13 protein-coding genes are annotated in these 16,562 nt (G+C 74.6%); 5 read left to right on the forward strand and 8 right to left on the reverse strand.

Annotated elements, in window-relative coordinates; all coding sequences use genetic code 11:
- Positions 1-34 precede the first annotated feature (34 nt).
- Entirely contained in the window at positions 35-1,468 is a 1,434-nt protein-coding gene (locus ACSUPT_RS24830) for an amino acid permease (protein ID WP_351964623.1), read from the forward strand.
- 81 nt (positions 1,469-1,549) lie between these two features.
- On the opposite strand, the gene ACSUPT_RS24835 is transcribed toward ACSUPT_RS24830, so the two are convergent.
- The 6 genes from ACSUPT_RS24835 to ACSUPT_RS24860 all read right to left on the reverse strand — a co-directional run bounded on the left by ACSUPT_RS24835 (position 1,550) and on the right by ACSUPT_RS24860 (position 6,353).
- Complete coding sequence (locus tag ACSUPT_RS24835) at positions 1,550-2,185, reverse strand: response regulator (protein ID WP_436946264.1); 636 nt, start codon at positions 2,183-2,185, stop codon at positions 1,550-1,552.
- Complete coding sequence (locus ACSUPT_RS24840; RefSeq protein ID WP_436945556.1) at positions 2,185-3,396, reverse strand: sensor histidine kinase; 1,212 nt, start codon at positions 3,394-3,396, stop codon at positions 2,185-2,187. Before ACSUPT_RS24840 ends, ACSUPT_RS24835 begins: the two co-directional genes overlap by 1 nt.
- Before the next feature lie 122 nt (positions 3,397-3,518).
- Entirely contained in the window at positions 3,519-4,184 is a 666-nt protein-coding gene (locus ACSUPT_RS24845) for a DedA family protein (protein ID WP_365728835.1), read from the reverse strand.
- A 187-nt stretch (positions 4,185-4,371) separates the two neighbouring features.
- A complete protein-coding gene (locus ACSUPT_RS24850; RefSeq protein ID WP_436945557.1) occupies positions 4,372-4,689 on the reverse strand; it encodes a hypothetical protein in 318 nt (105 codons plus the stop codon).
- A 175-nt stretch (positions 4,690-4,864) separates the two neighbouring features.
- On the reverse strand, positions 4,865-5,599 hold the full coding sequence (locus tag ACSUPT_RS24855; RefSeq protein WP_436945558.1) for a hypothetical protein: 735 nt from the start codon (positions 5,597-5,599) through the stop codon (positions 4,865-4,867).
- Positions 5,600-5,861: 262 nt separating this feature from the next.
- Positions 5,862-6,353 (reverse strand): hypothetical protein, encoded by a 492-nt coding sequence (locus tag ACSUPT_RS24860; RefSeq protein WP_361661974.1) that lies wholly within the window; start codon positions 6,351-6,353, stop codon positions 5,862-5,864.
- 533 nt (positions 6,354-6,886) lie between these two features.
- Between ACSUPT_RS24860 and ACSUPT_RS24865 the strand changes: the two genes are divergently transcribed.
- The 3 genes from ACSUPT_RS24865 to ACSUPT_RS24875 all read left to right on the forward strand — a co-directional run bounded on the left by ACSUPT_RS24865 (position 6,887) and on the right by ACSUPT_RS24875 (position 13,097).
- A complete protein-coding gene (locus tag ACSUPT_RS24865; protein WP_436945559.1) occupies positions 6,887-10,624 on the forward strand; it encodes a hypothetical protein in 3,738 nt (1,245 codons plus the stop codon).
- 135 nt (positions 10,625-10,759) lie between these two features.
- Positions 10,760-11,296, forward strand: coding sequence for a hypothetical protein (locus ACSUPT_RS24870; RefSeq protein WP_365729092.1), 537 nt, complete (start codon positions 10,760-10,762; stop codon positions 11,294-11,296).
- A gap of 454 nt (positions 11,297-11,750) precedes the next feature.
- Positions 11,751-13,097 carry an outer membrane protein assembly factor BamB family protein gene (locus ACSUPT_RS24875; protein ID WP_399217651.1) on the forward strand — a complete coding sequence of 449 codons (1,347 nt, stop codon included), beginning with the start codon at positions 11,751-11,753 and terminating at the stop codon, positions 13,095-13,097.
- Positions 13,098-13,145: 48 nt separating this feature from the next.
- On the opposite strand, the gene ACSUPT_RS24880 is transcribed toward ACSUPT_RS24875, so the two are convergent.
- Positions 13,146-14,258, reverse strand: a complete 1,113-nt coding sequence (locus ACSUPT_RS24880; protein WP_351964633.1) for a magnesium and cobalt transport protein CorA — start codon at positions 14,256-14,258, stop codon at positions 13,146-13,148.
- A gap of 153 nt (positions 14,259-14,411) precedes the next feature.
- Here ACSUPT_RS24880 and ACSUPT_RS24885 point away from each other — a divergent pair, with 153 nt between their 5' ends.
- Positions 14,412-15,536, forward strand: a complete 1,125-nt coding sequence (locus tag ACSUPT_RS24885; RefSeq protein ID WP_399217650.1) for a winged helix DNA-binding domain-containing protein — start codon at positions 14,412-14,414, stop codon at positions 15,534-15,536.
- 22 nt (positions 15,537-15,558) lie between these two features.
- On the opposite strand, the gene ACSUPT_RS24890 is transcribed toward ACSUPT_RS24885, so the two are convergent.
- Entirely contained in the window at positions 15,559-16,473 is a 915-nt protein-coding gene (locus ACSUPT_RS24890) for a response regulator transcription factor (protein ID WP_436945560.1), read from the reverse strand.
- Positions 16,474-16,562 lie beyond the last annotated feature (89 nt).

Raw genomic sequence — 16,562 nt, forward strand, 5'->3', positions numbered from 1 at the left:
AGCCCCCGTCAGCCGACGGCGGAGAGGACGGTTCATGGCCAGGCTCCGGATGGGACAGGGCGTACTGCGCAAGAAGCCGATCGAGCACATCGAGGAGGCGGAGGGCGCGCCCAGCGAGCAGCTCACCCGCACCCTCGGCCTGTGGCAGCTCACCGCGATCGGCGTCGGCGGCATCATCGGCGCCGGGATCTTCACCCTCGCGGGCACGGTCGCCAACGGCACCGCCGGGCCCGCCGTGCTCCTGTCTTTCCTGATCGCGGGCGTCGCCAGCGCGGCCGCCGCCTTCTCGTACGCCGAGTTCGCCGGGCTCATCCCGAAGGCCGGCTCCGCCTACACCTACGGCTACGCGGTCCTGGGCGAACTCGCCGGCTGGTTCATCGGCTGGGACCTGCTGCTGGAGTACACGGCGATCGTCGCGGTCGTCGCCATCGGCATCTCCGGCTACTTCAACTTCCTGCTCACCGAGACCGGCGCCTCGCTGCCCACGTGGATGCTGGGCGCGCCCGGCACCGGCGAGGGCCACCGCGTGGACCTCTTCGCGGCGCTGCTCTGCCTGCTCATCGCGTATCTGCTGACCCTCGGCATCAAGAACGCGGCCCGCTTCGAGACCGTCGTCGTGGTGCTGAAGGTGCTGGTGGTGCTGCTGGTGATCGTGGTGGGCTTCTTCCACGTCAAGAGCGACAACTTCGCGCCCTTCTTCCCGTACGGCGTCGGCGGCGCCTTCACCGGCGCGGCGACCGTCTTCTTCGCCGTCTTCGGCTACGACGCGATGAGCACGGCCGCCGAGGAGTCCAAGGACGCGCAGCGCCACATGCCGAAGGCGATCCTCTACTCGCTGGCCATCGCCATGGTGCTGTACGTCCTGGCGTGCCTGGCGCTGACGGGCATGCAGAAGTACACCGAGATCGACCCGGAGAGCGGCTTCTCGACGGCGTTCAAGTCGGTGGGGCTCGGCGTGGTGGCGGACATCGTCGCGGTCGGCGCGATCATCGGCATCCTCACGGTCATGTTCACGTTCATGCTCGGAGTCACCCGTGTGTGGTTCAGCATGTCCCGTGACGGACTGCTGCCCCGCTGGTTCGCCAAGACCCACCCGACCCGGCACGTCCCCACCCGGGTCACCTGGATCGTCGGCGTCGCGTCGGCGGCCATCGCCGGCTTCGTGCCGATCGGCGAGGCCGCGGAACTCACCAACATCGGCATCCTGCTCGCCTTCGCCGTCGTCTGCACCGCCGTGATCGTCCTCCGCTACCGCCGCCCCGACCTGCCCCGCGCCTTCCGCACCCCGTTCATGCCCGTCACCCCGGCGATCGGCGTCGTCGCCTCCATCTGGCTCATCACCTACCTGCGGGTGGAGACCTGGCTGCGCTTCGCGGTGTGGTTCCTGATCGGCCTCGTCGTCTACTTCGGCTACTCGTACCGCAAGTCCGCCCTGGCCACCCGCGACCACGACACCACACGCGCCTGACGGCCCCCGCGTGGCGGGGCGCCGCGCGGCCGGCGCCCCGCCCGCGACTCCGGGTGCCGCGCCGCGCGGCCGGGGCCCCGACTACGACTCCAGGTACCTCAGGACCGCCAGCACACGGCGGTTGTAGCCGGTGGTGCGGGACAGGTCCAGCTTGTCGAAGACCGCGTTGAGGTGCTTCTCCACCGCGCTCACCGAGATGTGCAGCTTCCCGGCGATCGCCGTGTTGGTGTGGCCCTGCGCCAGCGCCTCCAGCACGCCGCGCTCACGGGGCGTCAGCCGGGCCAGGGGGTCACCGTGGGCGGAGCGCAGCATCAGCTGCCGTACGACCTCCGGATCGAGCGCCGTACCGCCCGCGCGCACCCGCTCCAGCGCGTCCAGGAACTCCTCCACCTGCGCGACGCGGTCCTTCAGGAGGTACCCCGTCCGCTGCGCGCCGGACGCCAGCAGCCGCGCCGTGTAGTGCCGTTCGATGTGCTGCGACAGCACCAGCACCCCGACCTCCGGCCACCGCTCCCGGACCTCCAGCGCGGCGCGCAGGCCCTCGTCGGTGTGGCTCGGCGGCATCCGGATGTCCAGGACGACGACATCCGGCTGCCGCTCCTCCATCGCCGCCAGCAGCGCCGCGCCGTCCCCCACCGCGGCCACGACCTCGTGCCCCTCCTCGACCAGGAGCCGCACCAGGCCCTCCCGCAGCAGGGTCGAGTCCTCGGCGATCATCACCCGCACGGCAGCTCCGCGGTCACGGTAGTCGGTCCCCCGAGGGGGCTGTCGATGCGCAGCGAGCCGTCGAGCGCGGCGACCCGGCTGCGCAGCCCGCTCAGCCCGCCGCCCGCCGGGTCGGCGCCGCCCCGGCCGTCGTCCTCCACGCGCACGGTCAGCGTCCCGCCGCGCAGGGCGACCCGGACGGAGACGGCCGTGGCGGCCGCGTGCTTGGCCGCGTTGGTCAGCGACTCGGACACGACGAAGTACGCGGCGGTCTCCACGGCCCTCGGCAGCGCCCCGTCCACCAGGTACTCCGTACGGACGGGGACGGCGCAGCGCTCGGCCACCCCGTCCAGCGCCTCCCGCAGCCCCAGGCTGTCCAGCGCCGAGGGGTACACCCGCCAGGCCACCTCGCGCAGTTCGGTGAGGACGCCCTGCGACTCCTCGTGCGCCTGCCGCAGCAGCGCGTCGGCCCGCTCGGGGTCGCGCTGCCTGCGGGCCCGGCCCAGCAGCATGGCCAGGGCGACGAGTCGCTGCTGCACCCCGTCGTGGAGGTCCCGTTCGATGCGCCGCCGCTCCGCGTCCACCGCGTCGACCACGGCGGCCCGGCTCTCCGCCAGCTGGTCGATGCGCCGTCGCAGCAGCTCGGCCTCGGACGGCCCGAAGCAGCCGCGGGCGGTCCGCGCGTCCAGGGCGGCCAGCGAGTGGAGCCCCTGGAGGTCGAGGAAGAGCAGCACCCCGCCGAGCAGGAGCTGCGTCAGCAGTTCGTCCCAGCCCAGCGACCCGCGCAGCACCCCCCGCGCCAGCAGCACCGCGAGGACGGCCCCGAACCCCAGCAGCCCCGTCACGACCGCGCACAGCAGCCCCGTGTACGCGCGGACCGCCAGATAGCGCAGGACCTTCCGGTCGGACGCCCTGTAATGCTCGGGGAACCGGTCGTGGAAGAACACCGTGCGGCGCGTCCGCTCCAGCCGCGCCAGCGCCCGCGCCCCGCCCATGAGGAACCGCAGCGCGTCGGCCCTGGTGTACGGCCACAGCAGGAACGGCCCGAGGGCGGCGCCGACCAGCAGGAAGTACAGGAAGTGCGGCAGGGCGGTGAGGCAGCCGAGGAGCGTCCCGACGGCCCGGCGCGTCCGTGACGCGGCCGCCCGGCCGTCCCCGGCGGGGCCGGCGGCGGTCCGGTCGGGCCGCTCGTGGGCGGTGACGGCCGCAAAGTCCCCCTGCACGGGGCCCGAGCCTAGTGCCGGCCGCGTCACCGCAGCAAGATCGCCCGGAGATGCCACGGCCGGCCGTACGGGAGCGGGGGAGGGTTCCGCGGCGCGGCGCCGCACAGCGGCGGGCCGGTGCCTCACGGGGTGCGGCGGTGGTGCCGCGCCCGCTTCGCGCCGCGCAGCCGCACGGCCACGTACCCGATGAGGGCCGCCACCGCCACGGCCAGGACGACCTTGGACAGGACGCCGACGTAGGTGCCCACCGTCGCCCACTGGTCGCCCAGCCAGTAACCGGCCAGCACCAGCACCGAGTTCCAGATGAGGCTGCCGAGCGTGGTCAGCATCACGAACACGGGCAGCGGCATCCGCTCCACCCCGGCGGGCACGGAGATCAGACTGCGGAACAGCGGCACCATACGGCCGAGGAAGACCGCCTTGGTGCCGTGCCGCGCGAACCACGCCTCCGTGCGTTCCAGGTCGGATGCCTTCACCAGGGGCAGCCTCGCCCACACGGCGTGCATGCGCTCGCGGCCGAAGACCCGGCCGATCCAGTAGAGGACGACGGCTCCCACGACGGAGCCCAGGGTCGTCCAGAACAGGGCGGACGCGAGCGTGAGCACCCCCTGCCCGGCGGCGAAGCCGGTGAGCGGAAGGATCACCTCGCTCGGCAGCGGCGGGAAGAGGTTCTCCAGCGCGATCGCCAGACCGGCCCCTGGCCCGCCCAGCGCCTCGACGAGCCCGACGGCCCAGCCGGCGACGCCGTCGGTGGGGGGCTGGGACGAAGCCGAGGACATGAGGTGCATACAACGCTCCCAGTCGGTTGGATTGCCGCCCGCGACGTGGGCGACGGGATGTCCTCCAACCTAGGCAGCGCTGGTCAGCGCCGGTATGAGGGTCACCGTCAAGCCCAGTGCCGCTTTCCCCGGTACCCGCCCTGCGGAAATCCGCACCCCCGGGCCGGGGGCGACGTGCCGCCGGCCTCCGCGCGGCTCAGGCTCCCGCCTCGTCCAGTGCCTCCCGCGCCAGCTCCACGGCCTGCGAGAGCCCCAGGCCGGGCGCGGCCCGCCGGATCGCGGCGACCGCCTTCACCTGGTCGTCGACGTCCACGCCCGCCTCCGCGAGCACCTCGCGCGCCCACCGGCCGCGCACCTCCGCGTCCGTGCGGGCGCACTCCCGCTCCACCAGGGCGAGCGCGCGCTCCAACCCGGCCCGCTCCTCCGGGGCCGCGTCGGCGACGGCGGCCCGCACGGCCCGGCGGACGGCGGTTGCGTCACGCAGGACGAGCACCGACTGCTTGGTGCGGAACACGGGGATCTCCTTCGGCGAGGTCGACGTCCGGCCCGGAAAGCCTGCCAAGCAAGATCACCCCGAGGCAAAGCAGTTGAGCGGCATCTGAGCTTGCCGCCGCCGATCCGGCCGTGACGCCCGGTTCCGACGCCGGCCCCGCGCCCCGGCTGCGGAGCCCGCCCGCGCCGGGGTCCGCTCAGGGCGCCGCCGCGTCCCACGCCGTGGTGAGGCCCTCCAGCCACGCGGGGGGCAGTTCGGCGGCGTCCCACTCCTCGCGCAGCCGCGCCGGGTCGGTGAGGAGCCGTTCCAGTACGGCGACGCTGGTGGGGGAGTGGATGAGGGAGTAGCGGCCGTGGATGGCGATCCGGCTGCCGGCGCCGTACCGCGCGTACAGACCCTCCAGCCGTGCGCGGTGGGCCGAGGCGAACTCGGCGAGCCGGCCCGCGTACGCGGCGCGCTGCACGGACGTCATGGTGCCGAGGACGGCGGTGAGCACCTGCTCGGAGACCTCCGGATCCAGGTCGGAGAGGTCCGTGAACGACAGGTAGAGCGGTACGACCGCCGTCCTCGCGCGTTCCACCTGCATTCTGCTGACGGGCGGGCGGTGGTCATCGGCGGGCGCCCGGCGGTGGGCGGCGACGGCCTGCCGCAGCGCGCGCTCCGCGAGGCCGCCGAGCCCGTCGAGGACCGTCTGCGCGCCGTCGCGCCAGCCGGACTCGTACAGCTCGCCCTTCTCGCCCGGCGCGTCCCGCCCGAGCTCCTCGGCCTCCCGGTGGGCGAGGGCGAGCGCACCGGCCTCCACCAGGCCGATCAGCTCCTCCGCGTCGCCGGCGCCGACACCCGTCCTCTCGAGAAGGTGCAGGAGCGTGCTCTTCGCGTTGCGGACGCTGACCGCGTCCAGTTGCTGCCGTCCCTCGTCGGCGGCGTTCATGGGCCCTCCTCATCGCCTGGAGCGGTGTGGTGCGCTGCGCGGGGGCGGTCCCCTCCGGGAGCCGCCCCGTCCATGGTCCTCCATACCGGCGGCCGTCCGGGCGACGGCGAGGGCGCGGGGCGCGCCACCGGGCAAAACCTGCACCGGAAGAGGGACGGCCGGTGCGGTGAGGCGAGCCGGGAAGGGCCCCCGTCGCCGTGTACCCGGCGGCCCGCGCGGGGCGGGCCGCCCGGTACACGGGGGCGAGGCGAAGGGCGGGCGGTCAGCCCGTCACACGGATCTCCAGGAGGACCGTGGGCGGCTGGCCCAGGCCCTCGCCGACGCCCTGGAAGTCGTTCTTCGGCACGTCGACGGTCTGGCTCTTGCCCTCGGCGGTCAGCTCGGCCCGCACGGGGTGGCTCTCCGTCTGGATGGCGAAGACATCGGCCAGTTCGAGCGTGACGTAGCCGCTGGTGTGGGTCGCCTTGAAGCAGAACTCGCCGGCGCCGACACGGGTGAGCACCTTGATCTGGTCGGCCGAGTCGTTGCAGGCGACCAGGGTGATGCGGCCGTCGCCCCGCTTGAGCTTGATGCCCTGCTCGGTGAAGATGCGGTCCGCGCCGGGGTAGTTGAAGTCCTCCACCGCGTACGTCATCTCGCCCTCACCGGCGAGGGGCGCGGCGGCCGGGGCGGCGGCGGCCAGGGCGGTGCCTCCGGCGACGACGGCGCCGACCGTGGCACCGGCCAGCAGGATTCTGCGGGTGCGGGACTTCATCAGGTGATTCCTTCCAGGGAAACGGCATGCCCGGCGCATGCGGACACGGCTGACCGGAACCGGTCGGCACCGTCGGCATGCCGGTCGCGCGCGTCGGTGACGGCCGCGAATCGGCCGGTACGGTGACGCGCGGCGCGGCGTTGGATGTCCCGCCCGGATGGCACGACGTCCCCCTCGCCCCCCGGAGCGCGTCCACGGCCGAAGTCGCGGAGCGCCCCTGTGCGGCCACCCGGTCTCGGCGGCGATCGCACGATATCAAGAGTTCAACGGCCCGGCACGGGTGATCACTTCACCGATCGCACAGGCGGTGACCAGGGCGTTCCCGGCAGTACCGGACGTTCCGTCCAGGCCGAACGGCCGTCACGGGACTGCGGCATGATGTTCCGTCAGCCAGGCTCGCGGGACACCGTGCGCTCGCTCGCGCCGTCCTCCCGCGACACCGGCTTGGCGCCTTTATGCGCCACGTATCCTCACGACGTCGAACTCCCTTGTCCAGACCATGTGTTGGCCAGAAATGAATGGTTGTGCCCACCTTGATACACAGACGCGGATCCCGGGCCGGAGTCTTCCGGCTGCCGGATATTGACCGTCGCACGCGTGCGACGAGGAACTCGGCGCGGGCGGTCTGCCTGGCCCTGCTCCTCTCGCTCGTCGTCGGCCTCCCCGGCACCCCCGCGCTCGCCACGACCGCGGCGACCGCGACCACCGGCGAGACCCCCGCTCCCGAGGACGCGCCCAGCACCGACCACATCCCCGCCACCCCGCGCGGCGAGGTCCTGCGGGCCTGGAAGCTGGGCGGCCCCGGAGTGAAGGCCGCCGCCGAGGCCGCGCTGCTGGGCTCGGACGCCCAGGTGCAGGCGTTCCTCTCCAGCGAGCGCGCCGTCGCCGAACTGTCCGACGACCGGGTCGCCACCGTGCAGATCTTCTCGGCGGGCGGCCGGGGCGTGCGCGAGGCGGCCCAGGCGGCCCTCGCCGGCACCCCCGCCGACCTGGACGCCTTCCTGGAGTCGGGCTGGCAGGCGCCGCTCGTCCAGGACCAGCGGGTCCGCGCCACCCAGATCATCAGCGCCGGCGGGCCGGAGGTGAAGCGGGTCGGCCAGGCCGCCCTCAACGGCACCCCCGAGGACGTGCAGCGCTTCATCACCGAAGGCCAGTACGACGCCCGGCGCAACGACGAGCGCGTCCAGGTGGTGCAGATCCTCAGCACCGGCGGCCCCGCCACCCAGGAGGCCGCGCGGGTCGCCCTCGACGGCACGCCCGAGGACGTGACCGAGTTCCTGGAGGTGGGCCAGCACATCGCGCGGGCCCGCGACCAGGAGCAGGCCACCATCGAGGACCTCGTCGCCCAGGTCGAGGAGGCCGGCCGGCAGGCCCGCGTCGAGACCGAGGCCGCCAAGGAGGCCTCCGCCCGCGCCATCGCCGCGACCAAGCTCGCCAAGGAGGCCGCCCAGAAGGCCGCCGTCGAGACCGCCGCGGCGAAGGAGGACGCCATCAAGGCGTCCAACGCCGCCGGCCGCGCCGCCGACGCCGCCCGCGGGGCCGCCAAGGCCGCCCAGGAGGCCATCGGCGCCGCCCGCGCCGCCAACACCTCCGCGCGGATCGCCGCGAGCGCCGCCGCCCAGGCCGCGTCCGCCGCCGCGGCCGCCGCCCAGGCCGCCGCCCGCGCCCGCGGCGCCGCCGCCGACGCCGCGACGGACGCCACCAAGGCCGACGCCGCCCGCAAGGCCGCCGAAGGCGCGTACGCCGCGGCCAAGGGCGCCGAGACCGCCGCCAAGGCCGCCGACCACGCGGCGACCGCCGCCGACGAGGCCGGTGTCGCGGCGACCGCCGCCGCCAGCGCCGGTGCCAACGCGGACGCGGCCGCCGCGGCCGCCGAGGCGGCGAGCGGCCACGCCAACGTCTCCAGCGCCCAGGCCCAGCGGGCCCGGGAGGCGGCGGCCGACGCCCGCCGGCACGCGGCCGCGGCCACCGCCGCCGCGAACCGGGCCGTCGCGCTCGCCGCGAAGTCCGCCACCGCCGCCCGCCAGGCGCGGGACGCCGCCAACTCCGCGGCGACCCACGCCCGCAACGCCGCCGCGGCCGCCGAGGCGGCCGCCGAACACGCCGGTGACGCCGCCGTCGCGGCCACCGAGGCCACCAAGCACGCCAACGAGGCCAAGAAGGCCGCCGACACGGCGACCGCCGCCGTCGCCCAGGCCAAGACCACCTACGACGTCGCCCGCGAGGTCGAGGCGGCCGAGCTGGCCGACCGCCGCTACACCGAGGTCGAGAAGGCCAAGGCCCTCAAGATCGCCGACGACGAGCGCCGGGCACGCGAACTGCGGGAGGCCGAGGAGGCCCGCGCCGCCGACGCGGAGGCGCAGCGCCTCGCCACCGAGGTGAGCGCCCCGGGCGTGAACCTCGCCGACGTCGCCGCGAAGGCCCGCAAGGTCGCCCTGCACGTCGCCAAGACGCGCGGCATGTGGAGCGCCACCACCGCCGAGGCCGCCCTCGCCGGGTCGGACGAGCTGGTCGTCGAGTACATCCGCACCGGCTTCCAGCAGGCCGTCAAGCGCGACGAGCACGCCCGTACGGTCAACCTCGCGTGGGACTCCGACTACGAGGCGGTCCGCACGGCGGCCAAGACGGCGCTGAACGGCGACGCCGCGCAGATCAGCGCGTTCATCGCGACGGGCCAGCACGAGGCGGCCCGCAACGACTACCGCGTCCGCGTCACGCAGCTGATGAACAACGGCGGCCCCGCGGTGATGAAGGCGGGCCAGGAGGCGCTGGACTCCGGCTCGACGGAGCGGATGCGCGAGTTCATCCACACCGGCTTCTACACGGCCCGCACCAGCGACGAGCGCGTCCGCGCCGTCCAGCTGCGCAGCTTCGGCGGACCCGAGATGAAGGCCGCGGCCGATGTGGCGCTGAACGGCCCGCCGCAGGTGCTGCACCGGTTCATCCAGGTGGAGCAGTACCGCGCGGCGCGGCAGGACAAGCTCACCGCGACGCACGTGTCCCGGCTCCAGGGCATGATCGCCGGCGCGGCCCGCACGGCCGCGACGGCCCAGCAGAACGCCGCGCTCGCCCTGAAGGTCGCCGCCGAGGCCCGCAAGGCGGCCGCCGAGGCGGCCGAGTACGCCCAGCAGGCGCAGGCATCCGCGACGCAGGCGTCGGAGTACGCCCAGCAGGCCGACGCCCACGCGGACGCCGCCGAGAAGTCGGCAGCCGAGGCCGCGGCCTCGGCACGGGCCGCCCGCGCGGCCGAGGCCGACGCGAAGAACGCCGCCCGCAGCGCCGACCTGTCGGCCAGCCGCGCCCAGGCGTCCGCCGCCGCGGCGCAGGCCTCCGCGGCCGACGCCTGGGCCGCCGCCGACGCCGCGTACGCCTCCTCGATCGCCGCCGGCAAGGACGCCGCGGCGGCGAGCAAGGCCGCGACCGCGGCCGGCGAGGTCGCCTTCCGCAAGCTGCAGGAGGAGATCAGGCAGCACTTCGCGGATGTCGCGGCCGAGTGGGAAGAGCGCGCGCTGCGGGCGGAGGACGAGGAGTTCGCCGAGTACATGGCGAAGCTCGACGACATCGACTGGGGGAAGCTGCTCTCCGAGGGCGGCCACTTCTCCCTCGACGTCCTCGGCCTGATCCCCGGCTTCGGCGAGGTGGCCGACGGCGCCAACTGCGCCTGGTACTTCGGCGAGGGCAAGAAGATCGACGCGGGTCTCTCCTGCGCGGGCATGGTGCCGTTCGCCGGCTGGGGCGCCGCGGGCGTCAAGTTCGGCAAGTGGGGCACCAAGGCGGACGACTTCTTCCGCAAGCTGTTCGGCAAGAACCCGGCCTTCGCGCTGTGCGCCAGGTCGCTCGCGAGCTTCGCCGCGTTCACGGCGATGTCGGCGAGCGCGTCCACCTCCTTCAGCTGCCCCGTGGGCTTCCAGAACCTGGGCAACGACATCTTCCAGTCGCCCGGCGGCCTGGTCTACATGCGGGAGAGCGCCAACCGGCACCGCATCGACCACGTCATGGACCACACCCGGCCCAACCCGGACAAGCCGCTGCACGGCGTGTTCAAGGAGAAGGACCAGGGCGCGCTGCTCGCGCTCATCGACGACGCGTGGAAGAAGCGCAGCGGCGACCCGATCCTCAACCGCGGCAACAAGGTCTTCCCCGTCGAGTACGACGAGGCCATCGGCGACGGCGGCGAGAAGTTCCTGTGCATCGTGACCCGGTACAAGAGCAAGAAGTACCGTGTCATCACCGCCTACCCGTCGGCGTCGAGGGACTGCCCGACGGCCTGAGGCACACACGGCCCGAGGGTCTGAAGGGGCGGCGGCCGGTCCGGCCGCCGCCCCGGCCGCATTCCGAGGGCACCGCCCTCACCCCCGGCGGGACGCCGCCCGCTCCCGCCCCCGCCCCACCGCGTAAGGACACCCATGCTTCCCCCCGACCGCCTCCGCGCGCTGCTGCGCGAGCAGGACGACCCCGCGCACCTCGAACTGCCCGCGGACTACGACGTCCCCGCCGCCCGCGCCCGCTTCGCCCGCCTCGCCGACGCCCTGCGGCGGCGGTTCGGCCCGTCCGTGACGGCCGGTCACGGGCAGGACGCCAGCTTCCTCGGCTACGTCTCCGTCCCCGCGGGCGCCTCGGGAGCGGACCGGCCGCTGTGGGTCCTGCTGAGCAACTTCGGCCCGTTCGTCACCGCCGGCACGGGCGACGCCTGGGGCGTGCCGGGCTGCGAGGAGGGCCTGAGCGCCCCGTTCGTGACATGGCTGGACGACCTGTGCGGGGAACTCGGCTGCGTCTACGTCCCCGTCGCCCTGCTGCTGGAGCCGTACGACGGCCCGAGCCTCGGGGAGGACGAGGAGGCGGAGGCGATCCTGGCGGCGCTGGCCGCCCAGGACGACGAGGAGGCGGAGGAGGAAGACGACCTGCCCCCGTCCTGGTGGGACCGCTACTTCCAGTACATGTGAGCCCGCGTGGCACGGCGGCGGCGCGCGGGACCCACGCCCCGTCAGATCCCGGCGGTCCACACCCCGGGCGGATGCTCACCGGGCGGAAGCCACAGCGAGGGCTGGGAGCTCCGGTGCGCCGGGGCGGCCCGCTCCTCCCAGTGGAAGCCCCCGCCCGCGTCGGGCCAGGCGACCTGGAGGAACGGGAAGGGCGGGCGCCGGTGGAACCCGACGGCCCGGCCGCCCTGGCCTGCGGCGCGTGCGACCGTGGTGGCTCGGCCCGTATGCCCGGCCCCGTGACGGGACGGTCCGCACGCGTGCCCGGGGACGTCACCCTTAGGATGATCTCCGCTCGCACGGCCGAGGGCCGGGTGGACGGCGGCGGACGCCAGGGGGGTGCTGCCGCGCGGGGATTCGGGACACGTGCAGCCTTGGGGGGCGCGGGATGTCGGCAAGAGGAGCAGCGGGTCCACTGGTGACCCTGGCCGTCCTGCTGGGCGGGATCGGAACGCTCGTGGGTTTCTTCCTCTCGGCCGAGGGCTACCTGCCCTGGGACGCCATGCTGAAGTCCTGGGCGGCCGCGGAGGACCGGGGGGCGGAGGCCACCGCCGGCGACGACAACTGGGTCGTCGGTGATGTCGCCGTCCGCAGCCGCTACGACGCGGTGAGCGGATACGCGCTCACCGGGGACCGCAAGGGCGGCAAGCTCTGGGAGTACGTGCCGCCGGCCCGGGGCGAGATCTGCGACAGCGCCGAGCACGCCGGTGCGGGAGCCGTGCTCGTCGTCCAGAGCGCGGGCGGCCGCGACAGCGCCGGGCAGCCTGCATCGCCCTGCACGACCATCATCGCCCTGGACGCCAGGAGCGGCCGGCAGCTGTGGAAGGAGGAACGGGAACGCGGCAAGGACCTCGGCGACGCCGCCGCTCTGCCGAACCCCGACCTCGACGCGGGCGGTGACCTCGCCGTGGTGGCCGAGGACCTGCGCGACCCCGAGCACGATGCGCAGGAGCGCCCCGCGAAGACGGACGGCGCGCGCGGCAAGGCCACCCTGCGCGGCCTGGACCTGCGCACCGGCACGCTCCGATGGACGGCCCCACTGCCCGACCGGTGCGGGCCGGACGAGGTCGCCGTCGGTGAGAAGCGGGTGGTCGCCGTCCTCTCCTGCGAGGCCGGGGGACGCGACAAGCGCGAGGTCTCCGAGCTGACGGTGGCCGCGTTCGACCGCACCACCGGCGCCCTGAAGTGGAACGTTCCCATCGACGCGCGCCGCCCCCTCGACCCGGCGACGAGCGTCTACATCGAAGCGGTCGACCCGCTGGTGTTGGCGATCGGATCGTCCGACAAGAACCAGGGGGCGACGGGCCTGTTCGCCTCGTTCGACGACAACGGCCGTCCGCGGCCCACCATCGACTTCTCCCAGGGCGACGACGGCGTGATCGACGCGGGCAGCCTGATGCAGACGGCGGTCGCCGGCGACCGCCTCTACGCGCTGGCCGGCTACTGGCACAAGGGCAACCACCACACGGTCATCGCCTTCGACCTCAAGACCGGCCGGAGAGCCTGGTCGGAGGAGATGGACGATCCGGCGGCGGCGATGACGGTGAACGGCGGCAAAGTCACGGTGCTGTGCGAGTGGTCCACCCAGGCCGAGGCGATCACCACCCTGATCGAGCTCGACGCCCGGGACGGCGACGAGACCGACGAGCGCCACTTCCGCGACCCGGTGCCGAGCCCGGTGAGCGCCATGTACGAGGTCGGCGGGCTGCTCGTCACCGCGGGCCGCGGCGGCGGAGCCCCGTTCATCGCGTGGGAACGGTGGTGACTACGCCGGCGGCCGAGAAAGGCCGATGAGCACGCGGGGGTCCGCTCGTTACAGCCAGCCCCTGCGCTTGAAGATCACGTACAGGCTCGTACACACCACGGCCATCAGCAGGATCGCGAACGGGTAGCCGTACAGCCAGTGGAGCTCCGGCATGTGGTCGAAGTTCATGCCGTAGATCGTGCCGACCAGGGTGGGGGCGAAGAGGATGGCCGCCCACGCGGAGATCTTCTTGATCTCCTCGTTCTGTTCGAAGCCCGCCTCCGCCAGGGCGCGCATCTCGGCGTTCTGCTGCTGGGTCACCAGGGTCGCGTTGACGGTGAGGATCTCCGTGAGTGCCTGGCGGAAGCCGTCGACGCGTTCGCTGATGTGCGTGACGTGGTCGGCGACGTCCCGCAGGTAGCGCTGGAGCTCCTCGTCCGTGCCGTACTTGGTGAAGCCCGCCATCAGGCCGTGGAGCATGCCCACCAGGGGGCGGGTGGCCCGCTGGAACTCGACCGTCTCGCGGGACAGTTCGTAGATGCGCCGGGACACCTCCGGGTCGCCGCGGAACACCTCGGTCTCGATCTCGTCGATGTCGTTCTGCACACCCGCCACCACCGGCGCGTACCCGTCGACGACCGCGTCGAGGATCGCGTACAGCACCGCCTCGGGGCCCAGGGCCAGCAGTTCCGGGGTGTCCTCCATGCGGCGGCGCACGGCCGAGAGGTCCGGGGCGGCGCCGTGCCGGACGGTGATGAGGAAGTCCGGGCCGACGAAGACGTGCAGCTCCGCGAAGTCCACCTCCTCCTGCGCGTCCAGGTAGCGGGCCGCGCGCAGGACGACGAACAGCGTGTCGCCGTACCGTTCCAGCTTCGGCCGCTGGTGGGCCTCCATCGCGTCCTCGACGGCCAACTCGTGGAGGCCGAACTCGACGGCCAGCGACAGCAGGTCCCGCTCCGACGGCCGGTGCAGTCCGATCCACGCCATGCCGTCCGGCTCCTCGCGCAGCCGGCGGTACGTCTCCGACAGCGACGCCGGGGACGCCACCCTGCGCCCGTCCCGGTACAGGGCCGCCTCCACGACACTGGCCGGGGCGGCGGGCGCACCGGGCGCCGCGACGGGGTCCGGCGGGGCCTGCTCCCGCGCGCGGCGCCGGTGGTGCTTCCTCGACGGCAGCGTCATCCTCCGCGCTCACCTCCCGCTCGCCGGCTCACTCGTACGGGCGTGGCGGCGCACGCCCCGTGCAGGATATACGCACCGCTTTGCCCCGGCATGGCCGCAATCCGTACGCCTCGCGGACAGAAGGTGTCCGCGAGTCTCGGTAGCGTGCCGGGCATGGCCACGACGTCCCCGCCCGAGCTCTCCCTCCGCGCCCTGAACCGTGCCACCCTCGCCCGCCAGCTCCTCCTGTGCCCTGCCCCCATGGGCGCCGAGGACGCCGTACGCCACCTCGTCGGCCTCCAGGCGCAGAACACCAAGCCGCCCTACCAGGCCCTCGCCGCCCGCCTCGACGGGTTCCGGCCCGAGGAGCTGTCCGGGCTCATGGAGCGCCGCGCGGCGGTCCGGACCGTCACCATGCGCTCCACCCTCCACACCCACACCGCCGACGACGCCCTGGCGCTGATCCCGCTGACGATGCCCGCCCGGGACCGCGAGGTGCGGATGTTCGCCAAGCGCTGCCCCGGGGTCGACCTGGACGCCCTGACCGCGCTCGTCCGGCCGTTCGTGGAGGAGCGGCCCCGCACCCCCAAGGAGATCCGCGCGGTGCTGCTGACCCGCTGGCCCGACGCCGACCCCCTCGCCCTCACCGGCCTCGCGCGCTGCCTCCTGCCCCTCGTCCAGGCCACCCCGCGCGGACTGTGGGAGCGCGGCGGGCAGGTCGCGCTGACCACCGTCGACGTGTGGCTCGGCCGGGGCCCCGGCGCCGGTCCCGTACCGCCCGCCCGCCTGGACGACCTCGTCCCGCGCTACCTGGCCGCCTTCGGGCCCGCCTCCGTCAAGGACATGCAGACCTGGTCCGGACTGACCCGGCTGCGCGACGCCTTCGCCCGGCTGAGGCCCCGCCTCCTCGTCTTCCGCGACCCGCACGGCACCGAGCTGTTCGACCTGCCCGACGCGCCCCGCCCCGACCCCGACACCCCGGCCCCGCCGCGCTTCCTGCCCGAGTACGACAACGTCCTGCTCTCCCACGCCGACCGCACCCGCCTCGTACCGGACGTCTACAAGGCCCGCACCTGGAAGGGCAACCAGGCCTACCGCACCTTCCTCCTCGACGGCTTCCTCGCCGGGCTCTGGCGGCTGGAGGAGGCGGCGGACGGGCCGGTGACGGTGACCGTGCAGCCCTTCGCCCCCCTCGGGCGCGCGGCCCGCACCGCCGTGGTGGAAGAGGCCGGGCGGATGCTCGGCCTCCTCGGCGGCGGACGGCCGTACGACGTGCGGTTCGGCACCGTCGCCGGGTGAAGGGCCCCGCACGCCCCGCGTCCTACGGCAGCAGGCCCGCCCTGCGGGCCGCCACCACCGCCTCCAGCCGCGTGTGGGCGCCCAGTTTGCGCATCGCCGACCGCAGGTAGCCCTTCACCGTCTCGGGCCGCAGCCCCAGGCGCCGCGCCGCGTCCGCGTTGGTCGCGCCCGTCGCCACCGCCGCCAGCACGTCCAGCTCACGGGGCGCGAGCCCCACCCGCGGCGCCCGCCCCTCCGCGCCAGCCGCGGGCGCCCCGGCCGCCGAGGCCAGCCGGCCGCACGCCGCCAGCAGCTCGGCCCGCAGCGCCGGGTCCGCGATGCGCGGGGCCAGCGCGCGCAGTTCCCCGTGCGCCTCCCGCACCGCCTCCCACGCCGCCGCCCCGCCCGGCGCCCCGGCCCCGTCCGGTGCCCCCGCCCCGCCGGGCGCCCCGGCCGCGCCGCAGGCCGCGCCCCTGCCGGGCTCCGGGGCCAGGAGGCGCCGCGCCTCGTCGCGTACCGCCAGCGCCTGCTCCATGTCCCGCGCCGCCGCGACCGCCGCGTCCAGCACCCGGTCGCCCAGCGGCAGCGGCGTGCGCAGCGCCCCGTACAGCACCGCCCGCACCCGGCGCCCCACCACCACCGGCACGGCGAGCACCGATCGCAGGCCCTCCGCGGCGACCGGCTGGTCGTACTCGTGGCTGATGTGCCGCGCCACCGGGTAGTCCGTCACCGCGCACGGCCGCGCGAGCGCCATCGACCGGCCGCCCAGGCCGCTGCCGGGGCTGATCACCAGCCCGCGCAGCACCTCCGACGACGCGCCCGACAGCTCCTCGATCCGCAGCGGCGCCCGGGGCCGGTCGTCCAGCAGCCCGCCGAACGCCACCGGCAGCCCCGTGGCACGGCGCATCCGGAGCAGCGCCGTCCGCAGCTCGGCCGCCTCGCTCCGCCGTCCACCCACGCGCACCCGTTCACCCACGCGCACCGCTCCCGCCCGCCGCTTCACCCCCGTACGGGGGTAGTGAGACCTGGGTCACTGATTACACGATG

Origin of the sequence: Streptomyces sp. SudanB25_2051 (assembly GCF_964272635.1) — a bacterium.
Taxonomy (GTDB): Bacteria; Actinomycetota; Actinomycetes; order Streptomycetales; family Streptomycetaceae; genus Streptomyces.

Bases quoted from the DNA above. Each gene is read 5' to 3' on its own strand.
- ACSUPT_RS24855 (WP_436945558.1), bottom strand. From the start codon at position 5,599: ATGAACGCCGCCGACGAGGGACGGCAGCAACTGGACGCGGTCAGCGTC.
- ACSUPT_RS24880 (WP_351964633.1), bottom strand. From the start codon at position 14,258: ATGACGCTGCCGTCGAGGAAGCACCACCGGCGCCGCGCGCGGGAGCAG.
- ACSUPT_RS24860 (WP_361661974.1), bottom strand. From the start codon at position 6,353: ATGAAGTCCCGCACCCGCAGAATCCTGCTGGCCGGTGCCACGGTCGGC.
- ACSUPT_RS24870 (WP_365729092.1), top strand. From the start codon at position 10,760: ATGCTTCCCCCCGACCGCCTCCGCGCGCTGCTGCGCGAGCAGGACGAC.
- ACSUPT_RS24835 (WP_436946264.1), bottom strand. From the start codon at position 2,185: ATGATCGCCGAGGACTCGACCCTGCTGCGGGAGGGCCTGGTGCGGCTC.
- ACSUPT_RS24830 (WP_351964623.1), top strand. From the start codon at position 35: ATGGCCAGGCTCCGGATGGGACAGGGCGTACTGCGCAAGAAGCCGATC.
- ACSUPT_RS24885 (WP_399217650.1), top strand. From the start codon at position 14,412: ATGGCCACGACGTCCCCGCCCGAGCTCTCCCTCCGCGCCCTGAACCGT.
- ACSUPT_RS24845 (WP_365728835.1), bottom strand. From the start codon at position 4,184: ATGCACCTCATGTCCTCGGCTTCGTCCCAGCCCCCCACCGACGGCGTC.